The organism is Humisphaera borealis, from assembly GCF_015169395.1.
Lineage (GTDB): Bacteria > Planctomycetota > Phycisphaerae > Tepidisphaerales > Tepidisphaeraceae > Humisphaera > Humisphaera borealis.
On the sequence record NZ_CP063458.1, the window covers coordinates 3,380,736 to 3,396,875 of the forward strand.

The 16,140-nt window shown below is 62.0% G+C and carries 14 protein-coding genes and 1 pseudogene; 10 read left to right on the top strand and 5 right to left on the bottom strand.

Annotation, left to right across the window (positions count from 1 at the left end; translation table 11 throughout):
* Nucleotides 1-10 precede the first annotated feature (10 nt).
* Entirely contained in the window at nucleotides 11-301 is a 291-nt protein-coding gene (locus IPV69_RS12610) for a hypothetical protein (RefSeq protein WP_206295468.1), read from the top strand.
* 87 nt (nucleotides 302-388) lie between these two features.
* Here IPV69_RS12610 and IPV69_RS12615 read toward each other — a convergent pair whose 3' ends face one another.
* From IPV69_RS12615 to IPV69_RS12625, 3 genes are all read right to left on the bottom strand, one after another.
* Nucleotides 389-697 (bottom strand): hypothetical protein, encoded by a 309-nt coding sequence (locus IPV69_RS12615; RefSeq protein ID WP_206295469.1) that lies wholly within the window; start codon nucleotides 695-697, stop codon nucleotides 389-391.
* 18 nt (nucleotides 698-715) lie between these two features.
* On the bottom strand, nucleotides 716-1,717 hold the full coding sequence (locus IPV69_RS12620; RefSeq protein ID WP_206295470.1) for an aspartate-semialdehyde dehydrogenase: 1,002 nt from the start codon (nucleotides 1,715-1,717) through the stop codon (nucleotides 716-718).
* Between the two features lie 481 nt (nucleotides 1,718-2,198).
* Entirely contained in the window at nucleotides 2,199-3,206 is a 1,008-nt protein-coding gene (locus IPV69_RS12625) for a TIGR01777 family oxidoreductase (protein ID WP_206295471.1), read from the bottom strand.
* Nucleotides 3,207-3,385: 179 nt separating this feature from the next.
* On the opposite strand from IPV69_RS12625, the gene IPV69_RS12630 reads away from it, so the two are divergent.
* The 4 genes from IPV69_RS12630 to IPV69_RS12645 all read left to right on the top strand — a co-directional run bounded on the left by IPV69_RS12630 (nucleotide 3,386) and on the right by IPV69_RS12645 (nucleotide 7,961).
* Nucleotides 3,386-3,721 carry a hypothetical protein gene (locus tag IPV69_RS12630; protein WP_206295472.1) on the top strand — a complete coding sequence of 112 codons (336 nt, stop codon included), beginning with the start codon at nucleotides 3,386-3,388 and terminating at the stop codon, nucleotides 3,719-3,721.
* Nucleotides 3,722-3,777: 56 nt separating this feature from the next.
* Complete coding sequence (locus IPV69_RS12635) at nucleotides 3,778-4,737, top strand: GDP-mannose 4,6-dehydratase (protein ID WP_206295473.1); 960 nt, start codon at nucleotides 3,778-3,780, stop codon at nucleotides 4,735-4,737.
* Between the two features lie 208 nt (nucleotides 4,738-4,945).
* The gene (locus tag IPV69_RS12640) at nucleotides 4,946-6,376 is read left to right on the top strand and encodes a glycosyltransferase family 4 protein (RefSeq protein WP_206295474.1); all 1,431 of its coding nucleotides are present in this window, start codon (nucleotides 4,946-4,948) and stop codon (nucleotides 6,374-6,376) included.
* A 232-nt stretch (nucleotides 6,377-6,608) separates the two neighbouring features.
* Nucleotides 6,609-7,961, top strand: a complete 1,353-nt coding sequence (locus IPV69_RS12645; RefSeq protein ID WP_206295475.1) for a UDP-glucose dehydrogenase family protein — start codon at nucleotides 6,609-6,611, stop codon at nucleotides 7,959-7,961.
* A gap of 102 nt (nucleotides 7,962-8,063) precedes the next feature.
* Here IPV69_RS12645 and IPV69_RS12650 read toward each other — a convergent pair whose 3' ends face one another.
* Nucleotides 8,064-8,822, bottom strand: a complete 759-nt coding sequence (locus IPV69_RS12650) for an SDR family NAD(P)-dependent oxidoreductase (RefSeq protein ID WP_206295476.1) — start codon at nucleotides 8,820-8,822, stop codon at nucleotides 8,064-8,066.
* A gap of 173 nt (nucleotides 8,823-8,995) precedes the next feature.
* Here IPV69_RS12650 and IPV69_RS12655 point away from each other — a divergent pair, with 173 nt between their 5' ends.
* The 3 genes and pseudogenes from IPV69_RS12655 (at nucleotide 8,996) to IPV69_RS12665 (ending at nucleotide 11,823) form a co-directional block, all read left to right on the top strand.
* Entirely contained in the window at nucleotides 8,996-9,637 is a 642-nt protein-coding gene (locus tag IPV69_RS12655) for a response regulator (RefSeq protein ID WP_206295477.1), read from the top strand.
* Nucleotides 9,638-9,682: 45 nt separating this feature from the next.
* Nucleotides 9,683-10,405: a CAAX prenyl protease-related protein gene (locus IPV69_RS12660; RefSeq protein ID WP_206295478.1), complete on the top strand. Its 723-nt coding sequence runs from the start codon at nucleotides 9,683-9,685 to the stop codon at nucleotides 10,403-10,405.
* A gap of 298 nt (nucleotides 10,406-10,703) precedes the next feature.
* Nucleotides 10,704-11,823, top strand: a pseudogene (locus IPV69_RS12665) (aminotransferase class V-fold PLP-dependent enzyme).
* A 133-nt stretch (nucleotides 11,824-11,956) separates the two neighbouring features.
* On the opposite strand, the gene IPV69_RS12675 reads toward IPV69_RS12665, so the two are convergent.
* On the bottom strand, nucleotides 11,957-12,820 hold the full coding sequence (locus IPV69_RS12675; protein ID WP_206295480.1) for a sugar phosphate isomerase/epimerase family protein: 864 nt from the start codon (nucleotides 12,818-12,820) through the stop codon (nucleotides 11,957-11,959).
* A gap of 270 nt (nucleotides 12,821-13,090) precedes the next feature.
* Between IPV69_RS12675 and IPV69_RS12680 the strand changes: the two genes are divergently transcribed.
* Complete coding sequence (locus IPV69_RS12680; RefSeq protein ID WP_206295481.1) at nucleotides 13,091-14,419, top strand: homoserine dehydrogenase; 1,329 nt, start codon at nucleotides 13,091-13,093, stop codon at nucleotides 14,417-14,419.
* Between the two features lie 508 nt (nucleotides 14,420-14,927).
* Entirely contained in the window at nucleotides 14,928-16,127 is a 1,200-nt protein-coding gene (locus IPV69_RS12685; protein ID WP_206295482.1) for a cofactor-independent phosphoglycerate mutase, read from the top strand.
* The last annotated feature ends 13 nt before the right edge of the window (nucleotides 16,128-16,140 follow it).

Here is a 16,140-nt window from a genome sequence, read left to right on the forward strand (position 1 = left end):
AACCCAGCCAGTGATTCGGGAGACCGAGTACACCGAGCGGGCCGTCGGATACAATACAGCCGTGGACGTGCCGACTCCGACAGATTCTCGTTCGATTGACCGGGAGCTTCTTGAGTTCCTGAACGGCCCGCCGCCACAGGATGAGAACGGGATCGACCTGAGCATCATTCGCGAGAACCTGAGCCTCTCGATGGAAGAGCGTGCAGAACGTCACTACCAGGCTCGCTTGTTCATCGAGAGGTTGAACCGATCGCGGGGCACGAATGGACCCTTTCCTGCAATTGATCAAGAGACTGAGTGATCACGACGTTCGTTTCGTGCTGATTGGGGAGAAAGGGCGGCGATCAACGGATGACCAAGGCAAATCGTGATGTCGATCCCATCTCCCTCAGATCGGCCCCACATCCTCGCCACGCCACAAACGCACGGCGTTTCTCGCGGCCGCCCAGGCGAGCGATCCCGGCAGCGCCAGACATAGGAATGAAACCACCGCAGCGGGAATCGGCATGGCCCCTTTCACGAATGCCGCCCAGACAAACACAGCCAGCATTGAAAGCGTCAGTACTACGAAGAACACTGTGTAGAACACCGCACGGCACAGGCGAAACCAGCGGATCGGTGTGCGCTGCTCCTTGCCGTACTCCAGGACGGGTGCTGGGGTCGGCTCACGCGGTTCGATCTTCGGTGGAACTTCCATTGAGCTCCGAGCCGTGTCTCACACAAGCCGCTCGGCGATCTGCACGGCGTTGGTCGCCGCGCCTTTGCGGATCTGGTCGCCGCTGACGAACAGGTCGATGCCTTTGCCGTCGTCGCGGCTGATGTCCTGCCGAATTCGGCCGGCGTAAACCAGGTCCTGGTTGCTGGTTTCCAGGGGCATGGGAAAGTAGTTGTTCGCCGGGTCGTCGACGATCTTGATGCCCGGCGCCTTGCTCAGGATCTGCCGAACCTGGTCGGCGGTGATGGGGCGCTCGAACTCGACGTTGATGCTCTCGCTGTGGGCGCGGGGGATGGGCACGCGAACGCAGGTCGCGGTGATCATGATCTTGGGGTCGCCGAAGATCTTGCGCGTCTCCAGGACCATCTTGTTCTCTTCCTCGTTGTAGCCGTTGTCGGCGACCTTCGAGTTGTGCGAGAAGACGTTGTTGAAGATCTGGTGCGGGAACTTTTCCTTCAGGATCGGCTGGCCGGCGGCGAACGCCTTCTGCTGGGCTTCGAGCTCGTAAAGGCCCCATGCGCCCGCGCCGCTGACGGCCTGGTAGGTGCTGACGATGACCCGCTTGACCTTGTTAACCTTGTAGAGCGGCCAGACGGCGACATTCATGATGATCGTCGAGCAGTTGGGGTTGGCGATGACGCCGTTGTGCTTGTGGATCGCCTCGGGGTTGACCTCGGGCACCACCAGCGGCACGCCTTCCTTCATGCGGAACGCCGAGCTGTTATCGACGACCACCGCACCGGCTGAGACCGCGGCGGGGGCGAACTCCTTGGAGATGCTGCCGCCGGCCGAGAAGAGCGCGATCTGGACGTCCTTGAAGCTGTCCTTGGTCAGCTCTTCGATCAGGTATTCCTTGCCGTTGAAGGTCGCGGTCTTGCCCGCGCTGCGGGCCGAGGCCAACAGCTTGAGGTTCTTGATCGGAAAGTTCCGCTCCGCCAGGACGGTGAGGAACTCTTGACCCACAGCGCCGGTGGCGCCGACGACGGCAACATTGACGGACATGGCGACCTCTGAAGTTTCGGTCGATCGTCTCGACCGAGGAAAACGCAGCCCTTCGGGCTTGCCGCTGAAAGGACCGGCTTAAAACAAAAATGCCACAGACTCACCGACGGGACCTCAACGCAGCCGAACGACCAAAACTCACAGAGCCCTCGAGACGCGCGCTTAGTGCGTCGTCGTGGCTTTGCGGGTTTTGAGTTTCGTTCGAGAAAGCTGCATGGGTGCGTCTGGCAAATCTGTGGCTTTAACACGTCGTATACGACGCTCGGTTGAGATTTTGAGCAGTGGTCGCCGCGAATGCAAGAGGATTTGAATGATTTCTCGACCAGGCAGGCTCGTCCAATGCCGTCCGCGCCTTGGCACACTTTTCACAGGGTGGCATGGGCAAATGTACTCGCTTGCCCGTGGCGGCCGACGTCCGAGACGGCTATCGGAGTACCGTTACCCACGCCACCCAATCCTCATTCTTATCCACGACAAAGCACTAAATGTGCTGGCGTCCTTCCAACCCTTGTACGACGGCCTGCCGCCGGGCGGGGCGCGGCGAGCCCGCTTTGTCCGCCAGGTCCGATCGATGCGCCCGGGCAATATCGGCCGCGGCCTTGGACCAGTCGGGGAAGTCAAACTCGAACCCGGCCTCGAGCAGCCGGCCGGGCACGACCCGGCGGCTTTTGAGGAGCAGTTCGGTCTCGGTCCGCAGGAAGAACGCGCCGACCTCCAACATCAGTTTCGTCGCCGGCAGGCCGATCTTCACGCCCGCCGCTCGCCGCAGGATTCGCATGAACTCGCGGTTGGGAATGGGGTTCGGCGACGAAAGGTTGATCGGGCCTTGGATGTGCGAGTTCTCGATCAGGAACTCGATCGACCGGCAGAAGTCGACCAGGTGCATCCAACTGACGAATTGCGTGCCTTTGCCCAGCGTTCCACCCAGGCGCTTGCGGACGATGTTGTAGAACGCCTCGAAGACGCCCCCGGTGCCGGGGCCCATGACCATCGCGGCGCGGAGGGCAACATTGCGCGTCCTGGGAGTGTCGGCGGTGAAGAAAGCCGCCTCCCACTTCTGGCAGACGTCGACCGAGAAGCCGTTGCCGATCTCGCCGGTGGCCTCGTCCATCGGGCGGTCCTCGGCGTGACGGTAGATGGTGGCGCTGGCGGCGTTGATCCAGAGCGGCGGCGGCGACTTGGAGCCCGCGATCGCCTCGCCGATGACACGCGTGCTGTCGAGCCGGCTGGCGTAGATCTCCTGCTTGTTCTTCTCGTTGTACCGGCAGTTGACGGTGCGACCGGCCAGGTTGAGGACGACGTCCGCGCCGTCGAGTTCCGTCGTCCACCTGCCCGGCGTTCGGCCATCCCACGGCAGGACGCGGGCAACACTCGATCCGGAAGGGCTGCGGCTCAGAACGGTGACGTCCCACCCCTTGTTGCCGAACCATTCGGCCAGATGCCGGCCCAGGTAACCGTTCCCACCCGGTATGATCATGCGTCGGGTCATCGGAGCGCTCCTTTCAATCGGAGCATACGGAATGTTTCACCGGCTGCTGAAAGTTTCATCGGATTTGCCGCGACAGCGTTTAGACTTCGGGAAGGTTTCGATCGGCTTTGGAAACTGGAAATCGGGCAGAGTGCACCCAATGAGTTTCTAATGGGCCCGAAAGAGCCAGGGGAGTGCGAGTGAAGCTCTGGAAATTGGCTATCAGCTTTGGTGCAGGATTCCTGGTGGCGACGGTCATCGGGCTGACCGCGGTTGTCCCGGTCCTTCAGGACCAGTGGGAGATGAAAGTCGGCAGCGATTACTGTGCTCCGCTGCGTTCTATCCACAGTGAAATTGAAGTTACGGCAGCCGAGGAAGGTGCATTTCGCACGCGGGCTCAGCTTCAAGCATTGAATAATCAGTTCACGTCGTTCACCGTCGGTGGGACAACGCCGCATGACTGGGAGCCTGCGATTCAGGCGGCTGGGAAGTCGGCGACGAAACCTGCGGGGCCGGCATCGCGGCCATCGCCGTGATTGATGAATCGCTGCTTGAGTGTTGCTCTTGCTTTATTACCCCTTAGATTGCCCTCATGACACGCGCTTTGATCACCGGTGGGGCAGGATTCATCGGCTCGCACCTCGCCGAACGGCTCATCCGTGACGGGCGGGAGGTGACCGTTCTCGATGATTTCAGCACCGGCCGGATGGAGAACCTGGGCGCACTCGTTGGTAAGCCGGGCTTCCAGATCGTTCGCGACTCGGTGGAGAACAGTCATACCGTCAACACCCTGATGGCGGCCTGCGATGAGGTGTATCACCTGGCGTCAGCGGTCGGCGTGCAACTGGTGCTCGACGAGCCAGTGCGGACGATCCGCACGACGATTCACGGCACCGAAGTCGTCCTGGAAGCCGCCAACCGGTTTCGTCGGCCGGTGCTGATCACCAGCTCTTCCGAGGTCTATGGCAAAGGCGCGAAAGTGCCCTTCAGTGAGGACGACGATGTGGTCATGGGGCCGACCGTGACCGCGCGCTACTGCTATGCGTACTGCAAAGGAATCGACGAGTTCCTCGGCCTCGCCTACCACAAGCAGTACGGCCTGCCGGTGACGATCGTCCGGCTGTTCAACACCGTCGGGCCGCGGCAGGTGGGTCGCTATGGCATGGTGCTACCACGCTTCGTGGCAGCCGCCAAGGCGAATGAACCGCTGAAAGTTCATGGCGACGGCACGCAAACGCGCTGTTTCTGCCATGTCGGCGATGTGGTCGATGCGATCGTGCGGCTGGTGGCGACGCCGGCGGCGCAGGGGAGAGTCTTCAATCTCGGCGGCGAAGAAGAGATATCGATCAAGGAACTGGCAAGCCGCGTCATCGCGGCGACAGGGTCGTCCAGCCGGATCGAGCATCTGACCATTCGAGAGGCGTACGGGCAGCAGTTTGATGACATGCCCCGCCGGGCACCCGATCTTCGTCGCATCCGTGAGGCGATCGGCTTCGCGCCCCGACATTCGTTGGCGCAGATCATCGCGGCGGTCGTTGCTTCGCCTGCTTAGAAGGCTTTCCAGGCCGAGCCGAACCTCGGTTATCAGACGGCGGTATAGCAGTTGGTCATCTTTGTGACGTCCGCGGCACTTAGGACTGCCTTGGCCGATGAAGTCTTAACAGCACGCGAGTTGGTTGCGAATCGAACAGGGCTTATGATGGACCGTCCGGATGTCGGGCCATTAGTCGGGGGTGGGTTGCCGACCGTTTGATCCATCTATGTTCTGCACGCTCGCCCAATTGTCACCCCGGGTTTACGGCATCGATCAGGTGCTGTCGCCCTACGTCTACGTCTTTTACGCCTCGTTCATCGTGGCCTTCGTCTTTACGCCGATCATGCGGATGGTCGCGATCCACTACAACATCGTCGACAATCCGGATCGCCTGCGAAAGATGCACCAGTCCCCGGTCGCGTACCTCGGCGGGATCGCCATTTTCCTGGGGTTGCTGGCCGGACTGGCGATCAGCCAATACCTGAGCCTGCATCGATCCGAGCCCGGCTGGCCGAGTCCGCATCCGGGCATCAAGTTCAGTATCGTGCTCGGTGCCTTGATCATTGTGCTACTCGGGCTTTGGGACGATCTGCTGGGGGTCCGCCCGACGGGGAAGATCATCGGCCAGGTGGCGGTCGCAATCCTGCTCCTTCTGGACGACGTCGGCTCGCAATGCACCCGAAGCCTGCTCGAAAACCTGTTGATGAAGATCTTCCAGCTGATCGGACCGGTGGATTCATCGGGCGCGGCGATCGGGCCGGATCTGGTGAACTCCACCTGGTTTCAGCCGCTGGTTTATGTCACCAGTAGCCTGCTGGTGGTCGTGGTCGTGGTTGGGTGCTGCAATGCAACCAATCTGATGGACGGCCTGGACGGTTTGTGCGGCGGGGTCACCGCGATCATCGCTTTCGGATTCGTTTTCATCGCCGTTCACCTCGCGATGTATGGCGGCGGACTGAACACCAACTGGGATGCGCTTCGCGTGATCCTGGGGCTGGCGATTCTCGGCGCGGTGCTCGGCTTTGTGCCCTACAACTTCAACCCGGCGTCTATCTTCATGGGCGACGCCGGCAGCATGCTCCTCGGCTTCGTCTGTGCCGTCATGATCATCCTGATGGCACAGGAACGCCCCAAGTGGTTTCTGGCGGCGATGGTGATGTTCGCGCTTCCTGTGCTCGACACAACCCTTGCTTTCGCCCGACGCTGGATCGCCGGCCGACCCTTGTTCTCCGCCGATGCCCAGCACTTCCACCACCAGCTCGTTCAGCGTGGATTCACGGTCAAGCAAACCGTCCTGATCAGTTACGGGTTGGCGGTCTTCTTTGCTCTGCTGGGCGCGACGATCGTTTTCATCCGAACGCGTTACTCCGTCGCGATCTATCTCGTGACGTTCGGTTCGATCGTCGTTGCTGCCTACAAGATCGGCATGGTTCACGAACGCCCCCGCGGCGGAAGACCCAGCACGCTCGAAGATGCCACGACGAATCGGAACACCGAAGTCGTCAATTCGGGTGAAGCGTTCGAGGTTCAGGGTAAGACTGCCGTCACCGCCGATACCGGTGGTATCGGCAGTGGCGGTTCCGAAGCGGGGTCTGCGAGCCGTGATACAGCCGACCCGGCCGTGCATCGGCAGGCGAGCATTCCTCCTGCTGCGTAATGCAAACCACACGTCCACGATGCTGCCGCTCTGATTCCCGCACTATGTTGCCAAGTTGATAATTTGGGTCATATTTGCCGGACCTACCGTTGCTTGAATCGCGTGTCAGAAGCAAAGATAAGTCGGACGGCGTTTTTGCCGATTCTCACCAAGGCTGGCGTCCTCATGGTCGCCTGAGCAGGGAGGCATCGCCTCCGGCCGCACTCGATCGAAGTCATCAGGAAGGTTTCTCATGGACGTTGCAATCATTGGCTGTGGTTACGTAGGCCTCGTCACCGGTACCTGTCTCGCCGCGATCGGTCACACCGTGAAGGGTGTCGAGAAGGATCCGAGAAAGCTCAAGACGTTGCAGGACGGGCACTGCCCGATCTTTGAACCCGGTCTGCAGGAACTGCTGAACGAGAACTATGCCTCCGGGCAGATCCAGTTCACGGGCAACGTCAAGGACGCCGTCCGCGACGCCGAGGTCGTCTTCCTCTGCGTCGGCACGCCGCCCAAGCCCGACGGCACCGTCGACATGAGCTTCCTCGAAGGCGCTGGCAAGGAAGTTTGCGACGCGCTGGCCGAGATGAACAGCGAGTACCTGGTGACGATCGTGGTCAAGTCCACGGTCCCCGCCGGCACCAACCGCAAGCTTTACAACTTCCTCCGCGAGCAGACCAAGGCTCACGTGCAGGTCGTTTCCAACCCCGAGTTCCTCAAGGAAGGCACCGCGGTTCAGGACTGCATGAACCCCGACCGCATCGTCATCGGCGGCGAAAGCCCCGAAGCCTTCCGCATGATGCGCCGGCTCTACGACCCGCTCATCAAGCGCGAAGACAACTTCATGACGATGAACTGGGAGTCGGCCGAGCTGACCAAGTACGCCGCCAACAGCATGCTCGCCGCCCGAATCTCGTTCATGAATGAGATGACCATCCTCTGCGAGTTCTACGGCGCCGACGTCGAAGACATCCGCAAGGGTATCGGCAGCGATAACCGCATCGGACCGGCGTTCCTTCGCGCCGGCTGCGGCTACGGCGGGTCCTGCTTCCCGAAAGACGTTGCCGCGATGGAGCACATCTCCAAGGCCGCCGGCTACGAAAACTTGTTCACCAACGCGATCCAGACCGTCAACAAGAATCAGAAGAAGCGGTTCGTCGACAAGATCGAGGCCAAACTCGGCCGCCCGATCGCCGGCGCGACGATCGCTGTCTGGGGCCTGGCGTTTAAGGCCGACACCGACGACATCCGCGAGTCCGCCGCGCTGGACGTCATCCAGTACCTGCTCGACAAGGGCGCCACGGTCCGCGCCCACGACTACAAGGGCATGGAGCACATGAAGCAGGTGTTCAAGGACCAGGTCGAGTGGTGCACCGATCCGGTCACCGCCGCCGCCGGTGCCGACGCCGTCGCGCTGACGACCGATTGGCCGCAGTACACCACCCTTCCGTTCCGCAAGATCGCGGCGACCATGAACCAGCCGATGATCTTCGACGGCCGCAACTGCCTGCACCGCGACGTCATGCGGGAGAACGGTTTCCAGTACTTCCCGATGGGCCGCCCGCCGGTCGAGAACAAGCTGCGGTTGAAGAACAAGGTGTAATCGCCGGAACCTCTACCTGAGCCAAATGGAAACGCCCACGGACTGCTGTCCGTGGGCGTTCTCATTGCGTTTGCTTCGTCGCGTCAGCGCATCCCTAATCGATCACCTGAACCCACCGGCAATCACGAGGGTCTCGCCGGTAATCCATGCCGATTCGGGAGACGACAGGAACACCACGGCCGGGGCGATATCCCCGGGTTGGCCGATACGACCCAGCGGGGTCTGGGCTTCGATCATCTTGCGGAAGCCGCTCTCGTCCGCGGTGATGCCTGCCGTCGCCGTGCCCTCGGTTTCCACCATGCCGGGGTTCACGGAGTTCACACGCACCTTCTTGGGCCCGAGCTCCTTGGCGAGCGTACGGGTGATGGCGTCCACCGACGCCTTGGACGCGGAATAGACCGCAGTGCCGGCCGGGGTGTTGGTCGATACCACTGAGCTGACATTGACGATGCTCCCGCCCGCGTCGCCAAACAACTTGACTGCCTCACGAGACGCAAGCAGCAGGCCCAGCACGTTCAGGTCGGTGGTCTTATGGAAGTGCTCGGCGGTGATCTGGTCAAGCGAGGCGAACTCGTAGATGCCGGCATTGTTAACGAGAACATCCAACCGACCGAAGGCCTTGCCGGTCTCCCCGAAAAGCCGAACTACATCGGTTTCCTTGGATACGTCCGCCTGGATCGCAACGGCCTTGCCGCCGGCGGCGACGATCTCTTGGACGACCTTGTCGGCCCCGCCTTTGCTGCTGGCGTAGTTGACGACGACCGATGCGCCCTCGGCCGCGAGATGACTCGCGATCGACGCGCCGATTCCCTTCGAGGCTCCTGTAACGACAGCAACTTTACCTGCGAGTTTCTTCGACATGATGGGTCCTTTCGTGTCCCCGATGTGGGGTGTTTCACCGTTCGATGCCGCAATCGCGGCGATGTGACAACGATCAGAAATTACCGCAAACATTTCACAGAACCGGCGCGGTGACGCCCGGTTTCTTTAAATCCGTTCACGTTTGTTTCCTGCGGCGGTAGTCAGGGGTGCCAATGTCTTCCCCCGCTGCTCCATCGAAAATCCGCCTGCTGATCGTAGACGACCATTTCATGGTGCGTCTCGGGCTTGCCAGTGCGCTGAATCTGGAAGAGGACATGGAGGTCATCGCCGAAGGCCGCACCGGTGCCGAGGCGGTCAGCCTGTTTCAATCGCTGCGGCCAGACGTCGTCGTGATTGACTACCAATTGCCGGAACTGAACGGCGCAGAAGCGACGGCGGCCATTCGCGCGATTGATCGATCGGCCCGGGTGATCGTGCTGTCTGTCTTCAAGGGAGAGGAAGATGTTCACCGCGCCGTGCAGGCCGGGGCCTCGGGTTATCTGCCCAAGGCGAGCGAGCCCGGCGAACTGATGGACGCGATTCGTGCCATCCATGCCGGTGGAACCTATTTCCCGCCGGCGATCAATGCCGCGCTCGAGACCCGGGCTGGCCGCGGGCAACTGTCGGATCGCGAAATGCAGGTGCTGGAGGCGATCGTCCGCGGCCGAAGCAACAAGGAGATCGCGATCGCGCTGGGGATCAGCGAAAACACGGTGAAAGTTCACACGACGCGCGTGTTCGAAAAACTAAACGTCGCCGATCGGATGGAAGCGATCACCGCCGCGATCAGCCGGGGAATCGTGCATCTGGCATGAGCGCGATGACAGCCGGGGGAATTCGGCGTACAACGCCGGCCACCCATGACCGCGCCATCCGAACCTTCGCCACCCCAGGCCGACCGCCGTGTTTCGCTTCGGTCGCGCGTTTCAGACGATCTGGCGTACATCCTTCCGTTCTTCGCGTTCATCCTGCTGACGTCTCTCGCGGGGCAATTCCCCGACGCATACCCTGTCTTTTATGCGATCAAGGCCGTCGTCGCCGCAGGATTGCTCGTCTGGCTCTGGCCGCTTTTCACGAAGATCAAGTGGGACTACTGGTGGCTTGGCGTCATCGCCGGCGTGATCGGCATCTTTCAATGGGTGCCGATGCAGCTTTGGCTGCAGGCAAACTTCGCGTTCTTCAGGCCGCCGCCGCCCGACACCGTCTTCAACCCGTATCAGAAAATCCAACCCGACTGGCTCTGCTGGGCCTGGATTGCCGTCCGCATACTCAGCGCTTCGCTGGTCGTTCCACTGATGGAAGAGCTCTTCTGGCGCGACTACCTCTGGCGGCGGATCATTGCCCCCAATGATTTCAAACTCGCTACCGTCGGCGAATGGGATTGGCGGGCGTACGTCGGTGTCTCACTGGCGTTTGCCGTCGTGCATGGCAACTGGTGGCTGACTTCCATTGTCTGGGGCTTTATGGTCGGCGGACTGCTGCTCTATACGCGCAGCCTGGGGGCGTGCATCGTCATGCACGCGACGACCAATGCCCTTCTGGCGGCGTACGTGCTGTACTACCAGGACTGGGCGTTCTGGTAGGACTACTCACGTCGCTCCAGTCCCAGGAGCCGCGCACGAAGTGTGTTCACGCGAGTAAGCGGAAATGGACCCCGAAGCGTTGCGGTTCCCGCTTACTCCGTGAGTACACTTCGTGCGCGGCTCCTAAATTTCTACACGCTACACGTTCGACCCCTCCTCCCCTATCATCTGGCGTCCATTTGCAACCCCTGACCCGATGACGCACCCGAATCCGGACAATCCCACGTTTTCCCCCCGTCGGCTGTACCTCGACAACGCCGCGACGAGTTTCCCCAAGCCGCGGACCGTCACCGATGCGATGGTCCGCTACGCCACTCAACTGGGCGCCTCCGCCGGCCGGGGTGCGTACCAGGAGGCGATCGAGACCGGCGCGCTGATTCACGAATGCCGCCGACGGCTCAATCGGCTCTTGAACGGCGAAAAGGCCGAGCATTTCGTCTTCACGCTGAATTGCTCCGACGCTCTGAACCTCGCGATCAAAGGCCTGATCGACCCTGCCCGCCAGCCTGCCCATGCGATTTGCACGCACATCGACCACAACTCGATCCTGCGGCCGCTGAACGAGCTCGAGTCCCGCGGCTGGATTTCACAGACGCAGGTGCCGGTCGATTCGGCGACAGGCCTGGTCGACCCTGACGACATCCGCCGGGCCATTCGGCCGGAAACGAAACTCGTCGCGATCACGCACGCCAGCAATGTGACGGGCACCGTTCAACCGATCCGGGAGATCGGGCGCATCTGCCGGGAGCGGGCGGTGCCGTTCATTGTGGACGCGGCACAATCCGTCGGACATCTGCCCATTGACGTGCGGGCCGATTGCATCGATCTGCTAGCCGCCCCCGGCCACAAGGCGCTGCTGGGGCCACTGGGCACAGGGTTCCTGTACATCCGCCCGGGGCTGGAAAAGTCACTGCGCACCCTGCGCGAAGGCGGCACCGGCTCGGTGTCCGAACTGGCGACGCAGCCGGACTTCATGCCCGACAAGTACGAGCCCGGCAGTCATAACGCGATCGGTATCATCGGGCTGAGCGAAGGCGTGAAATGGGTGCTGGAGCAGGGCATCGAGACCCTGCACGCTCACGAGATGGACCTGGTGCACCTTCCTCGAAGGCGTCTCAGACATCGACGGCCTCACCTACTTCGGCCCCCAGGGCGTACGAAACCGCATCGGCGTATTCGCCATCCGCATCGACGGGTATGACCCCCAGGAGCTGTCGGCGATTCTTGAAACCAGCTACGGCATTCTCAGCCGATCCGGCATCCATTGTGCCCCGCTCGCCCACCAGGCGATCGGCACCGCCGCAACCGGCGGTGCGACGCGGCTGAGCTTCGGGCCGTTTTTGAGCAAGCAGGATGTGAAGTTCGCGACCGACGCGTTGTCCGAAGTCGCCGCGAGTCGGCCGGTCATGTCGCGGTGATCGGCAGACGTAACCTGGAAATGATTAGCGGTCGCACCGTAGGTGCACTCCTAGGTCTTAGTCCCGGAAGAGTGCACCTACGGTGCGACCGCTAATCGTTGAAGTCAGCCCAGTGTGCTCAAACCCAGTGTGCTCAGCCCAGGATCTTCTTCAGGAACGCCAGCCCGTCGCTCGCCAGCGAATCCTGCGTGGGAGCAAGCACCCGCCAGATGGCGGCGGCGGCGGCGATGCTCTTGGTCTTGGGGGTAAAGCTCTCGATCACCGCGTCGCTGTCGTAGCCGATTTCCTTCAGCGCCTTGGCGGTGCCTTCCCAGTCGATGTTCTTGCCGCTGCCGGGCGCGCCGCGGTCGTTCTCGCAGGTGTGGAAGTGGAACAGCCGGCCCTTGGCCCGCTTGATGGCCTCGTAGGTGTCCTTTTCCTCGATGTTCATGTGGAACGTATCGAGGTGGAAGCCGACGTTCTTCTCGCCGATGTCGTTGAGCAGTTTCTCGCACTGCTCTGACGTGTTCACCAGGTCGGTCTCGAAACGGTTCAGCGGCTCGACGGCGATCCGCACACCCAGGTTCGCAGCGCGCTTGGCGGCTTCCTTCAGGCCTTTGACGGCCAGGTCCCATTCGACCTTCTTCTGTTCCGGCGTCACATGCCGACGCTTGCCGACGGCCGAGTAGCTGGGGCCCGCCAGCGTGGGGCAGCCGCTCTTGGCGCAGATCTCCAACGCCTTGGTGATGTAGTTGAGCGAGTTTTCGCGGATGCTGGCGTCTTCGTGGGTCAGGTCACGGTCGGGGCCGAACGCGCCGCAGATGACCAGCCGCAGACCGGTCGCCTGGGCACGTTCCTTCAGCTTGGCCGGGTCGACGTGCGAGGGGTCTTCGAGGCCGAACTCGAAGCTGTCGAAGCCCATCTTCTTGGCCTTGTCGAGCAACGCGAGCGACTCCGGATCGCTGGTGGTGAAAGGAGAGGTCCAGATCCACGCGTTAACGCCGATTTTGATGCTCATAGTCACTTTCCTCCGACCGGTCATTGAGAGAACAATTGGGAACGGAAAGGTAAACGCCGGGGCAGGTTCTGGCAATGTGATTCGACGGTTGATTGTCGGCGGTCGACAGTTGATCGTCGGGAAGGCCCGACTTCGACAATCCACACCCCACCATCGACGAGCGACACTCAACTTTCGACAATCCACGCTCAACCTTGCTTCCCCTGCGCCCCGTCCTTACATTTCCGCGTTCGATTCGTTCCGCTTTCGTGCCGTGCTTCGGATTTACTCATGACCCAAACGTCGATCGGGATCTGTCTTCTTGGCTGTGGCGTTGTCGGCAGCGGCGTCGTCAAGTTGCTGCGCGAACAGCGCGAGCTTCTGGCCCGTCGAACGAATCTGGCGTTTGATATCCGCCATGTCGTCGTCAGGGACGTGGCCAAACATGCGGCCGGCGAGGGCAACCTCCCCTACACGTCGAACGCCGCCGCTGCGATCGACGACCCTGCTGTTCAGATCGTCATTGAAGTCATGGGAGGGCGCGACCCGGCGCTGGCCCATATCGAACGGGCCCTAAAGCTCGGCAAGCCGGTCGTCACCGCCAACAAAAGCCTGCTCGCCGAGCGCGGACCGGAACTGTTTTCCCTCGCCCGCAAGCACGGCTCGTGCATTGCGTTCGAAGCCAGCACCGGCGGCGGCATTCCGATCATCGACGCCATCTCCCGGGGCCTGGTCGCCAACCGCATTGACGCGCTTGTCGGCATCGTCAACGGCACATGCAACGTCATCCTCACCCGGATGACCCGCAACGGCTGGAGTTACCACCAAGCGCTGACCGAAGCCCAGAAGCTGGGCTTTGCCGAGGCCGACCCCACGCTCGACGTTTCCGGCCGCGACGCGGCACAGAAGCTCGCGCTGCTGTCGGGCCTGGCGTTCAACGCCCGCGTCGCCGAGAAGGACATCCAGATCGAAGGCGTCGCCGACCTGCAATCAGCCGACATCAAGTTTGCCGGCGATCTGGGTTACGTCATCAAGCTGCTGGCGATCGCCGAGCGGCAGCCGGACGGGCGACTGGCATTACGCGTCCATCCCACACTCGTAAGCAAATCAGACGTCCTGGCCGAAGTGAGCGGGCCATTCAACGCAATCAGTGTCTACGGCCACGCGCTGGGCCACGCTCTGTTCTACGGCCGCGGTGCCGGCCAGATGCCGACGGCGAGCGCGGTCGTTGCCGACCTGGTGCAGACGGCAATCGGCGTGGTGCCGCTGGCGTTCAAGAAGCTCAACATCTTCCCCGACGCCGCCGAACCGGCACAGATCCTCCCCGCCAACGAGATCACCAGCCGATACTACCTGCGGCTGAGCGTGAAAGACCAGCCCGGCGTAATGGGCGCAGTGAGCCAGGTGCTCGGCCAACACGGCATCAGCATCAGTGCGATCCTACAGCACGAAGTCGCCGAAGACGCCGACGGCGTGCCGATCGTGCCGATCGTTATCACAACGCACCGGGCTCAGGAAGGCGCGGTACGGGCGAGCCTCAAGCAGATCGACGCGCTATCGACGGTGCGCGCGCCGAGCGTGTGCCTGCGGATCATCGATCAGCCGAAGGAGTTCGCGTAGGGCGCTAGCCGCAGGTCAACGATCTGCGCGACATCAGGAGGACGACAGTGCGTCGTCGCTCACAGGCCTGCATAGATCGCGTTCTTCTCGCCAATCGCTCACAAACGGAATCAAGGTATCCCCGGCGACATCGATGTAGATGACTTTGTCATTCGTGAGGGCGAGCCCCCAACCCGGCCAGTGATCCGACACTACAACGTCGACAACCGTCTCGCCACAGCATTGCTCGGCCCTATAGACGGTCTTGTACCGAATGCCCGTGTCAAACTGCACGAATTGGAAACTCGGGAGATGGAGTGTACGACCGTCCGCCAATAAGACGAGGCAGTCGACGGTTCCGATGGAATAGTCAGAGTGGCACACCATCGGCATCTCCAGCACTCGGATGACTCTAGCGCCAATGATGTCGTCTCGCCGCATATCGATACCCGTTAACCGTTGTCTTGAACTCGTCGTACTCGTAGTCTAGCCCCGCAACGTTGGATTCGTGAGAGAGACGCCTATTGCCATGAAATACGCCATCATCATCCCCGACGGCGCGGCCGACGAGCCGCTGGCCGAACTGGGCGGGAAGACGCCGCTGGAAGCCGCCGCCACGCCGAACATGGACCGCATCGCGCAGATGGGCCGGATCGGTTTAGTGCGCACCGTGCCCGACGGGTTCGAGAGCGGGTCCGATGTCGCCACCATGTCGCTGCTGGGCTACGACCCGGCCGTCTACCACACCGGCCGGGCACCGCTGGAAGCCGCGGCTCAGAGCATTCCGCTTGATCCGACCGACTGGGTTTTCCGCTGCAATCTCGTCACCACGCGTGGCGGCTTGATGAAGGACCACTCGGCCGGCGGCATCAGCAATGTCGATGCGCGGCAGCTGCTGGTGGATCTGGCCGAGGTGCTCAAAGAACCGGGCTTCGAGATCTACCACGGCGTCAGCTACCGCAACCTGATGGTCTACCGCGGGTCTCAGGATTTCGAACTGAAGACCAAGCCGCCACACGAAATCCCCGAGGAGCCGGCCGAGAAATGGCTGCCGACCGGGACCGGTTCCGACATCCTTCGGCGAATGACGGAGACCTCGGCGAAGCTGTTCGCGAATCACCCGATCAACGTCGCCAGGCGTCAGGCCGGCATCAATGAAGCGACGCAGATCTGGCTCTGGGGCCAGGGCCACGCCCCGGCGATGCCGAAGTTCGCCGAGCGGTTCGGCGTCGCCAAGGGGTGCATGATCACCGGCGTCGATCTGCTCCGCGGCTTGGCGTCACTGTTGGGCTGGGACTGCCACGAAGTGGACGGCATGACCAGCTTCCACGACACCAACTACATCGGCCAGGGCATCGACACGGCGAAGATGCTCGACAAGTACGACCTGGTTCTCAGCCACGTCGAATCGCCGGACGAGGCGAGCCACCAGGCCGACTGGAAGACGAAAATCGAAGCGATCGAGGCGATCGACAATCACGTCGTCGGCCCGGTGCTGGCCAAGATGCAGTCCTACCCCGACTGGCGGATCATGGTTCTGCCGGACCACCCGACCAACATCAGCACCCGAAAGCACGGCTACGCCCCCACGCTCTTCGCAATCGCCGGGACCGGCGTGAAAGCCGCCGGCGCCAAGGCGTACAGCGAGCCGATCGCCGACGCGAGCGGGCTGAAGCTCGACAAGGGGCACGAGCTGATGGAGTTCTTCCTGCGCAGCAGCGGGGGCTGATCGCGGCGGCTCG

Bases quoted from the DNA above. Each gene is read 5' to 3' on its own strand.
- IPV69_RS12660 (WP_206295478.1), top strand. From the start codon at position 9,683: ATGACCGCGCCATCCGAACCTTCGCCACCCCAGGCCGACCGCCGTGTT.
- IPV69_RS12655 (WP_206295477.1), top strand. From the start codon at position 8,996: ATGTCTTCCCCCGCTGCTCCATCGAAAATCCGCCTGCTGATCGTAGAC.
- IPV69_RS12685 (WP_206295482.1), top strand. From the start codon at position 14,928: ATGAAATACGCCATCATCATCCCCGACGGCGCGGCCGACGAGCCGCTG.
- IPV69_RS12625 (WP_206295471.1), bottom strand. From the start codon at position 3,206: ATGACCCGACGCATGATCATACCGGGTGGGAACGGTTACCTGGGCCGG.
- IPV69_RS12645 (WP_206295475.1), top strand. From the start codon at position 6,609: ATGGACGTTGCAATCATTGGCTGTGGTTACGTAGGCCTCGTCACCGGT.
- IPV69_RS12635 (WP_206295473.1), top strand. From the start codon at position 3,778: ATGACACGCGCTTTGATCACCGGTGGGGCAGGATTCATCGGCTCGCAC.
- IPV69_RS12650 (WP_206295476.1), bottom strand. From the start codon at position 8,822: ATGTCGAAGAAACTCGCAGGTAAAGTTGCTGTCGTTACAGGAGCCTCG.
- IPV69_RS12680 (WP_206295481.1), top strand. From the start codon at position 13,091: ATGACCCAAACGTCGATCGGGATCTGTCTTCTTGGCTGTGGCGTTGTC.
- IPV69_RS12675 (WP_206295480.1), bottom strand. From the start codon at position 12,820: ATGAGCATCAAAATCGGCGTTAACGCGTGGATCTGGACCTCTCCTTTC.
- IPV69_RS12640 (WP_206295474.1), top strand. From the start codon at position 4,946: ATGTTCTGCACGCTCGCCCAATTGTCACCCCGGGTTTACGGCATCGAT.
- IPV69_RS12620 (WP_206295470.1), bottom strand. From the start codon at position 1,717: ATGTCCGTCAATGTTGCCGTCGTCGGCGCCACCGGCGCTGTGGGTCAA.
- IPV69_RS12615 (WP_206295469.1), bottom strand. From the start codon at position 697: ATGGAAGTTCCACCGAAGATCGAACCGCGTGAGCCGACCCCAGCACCC.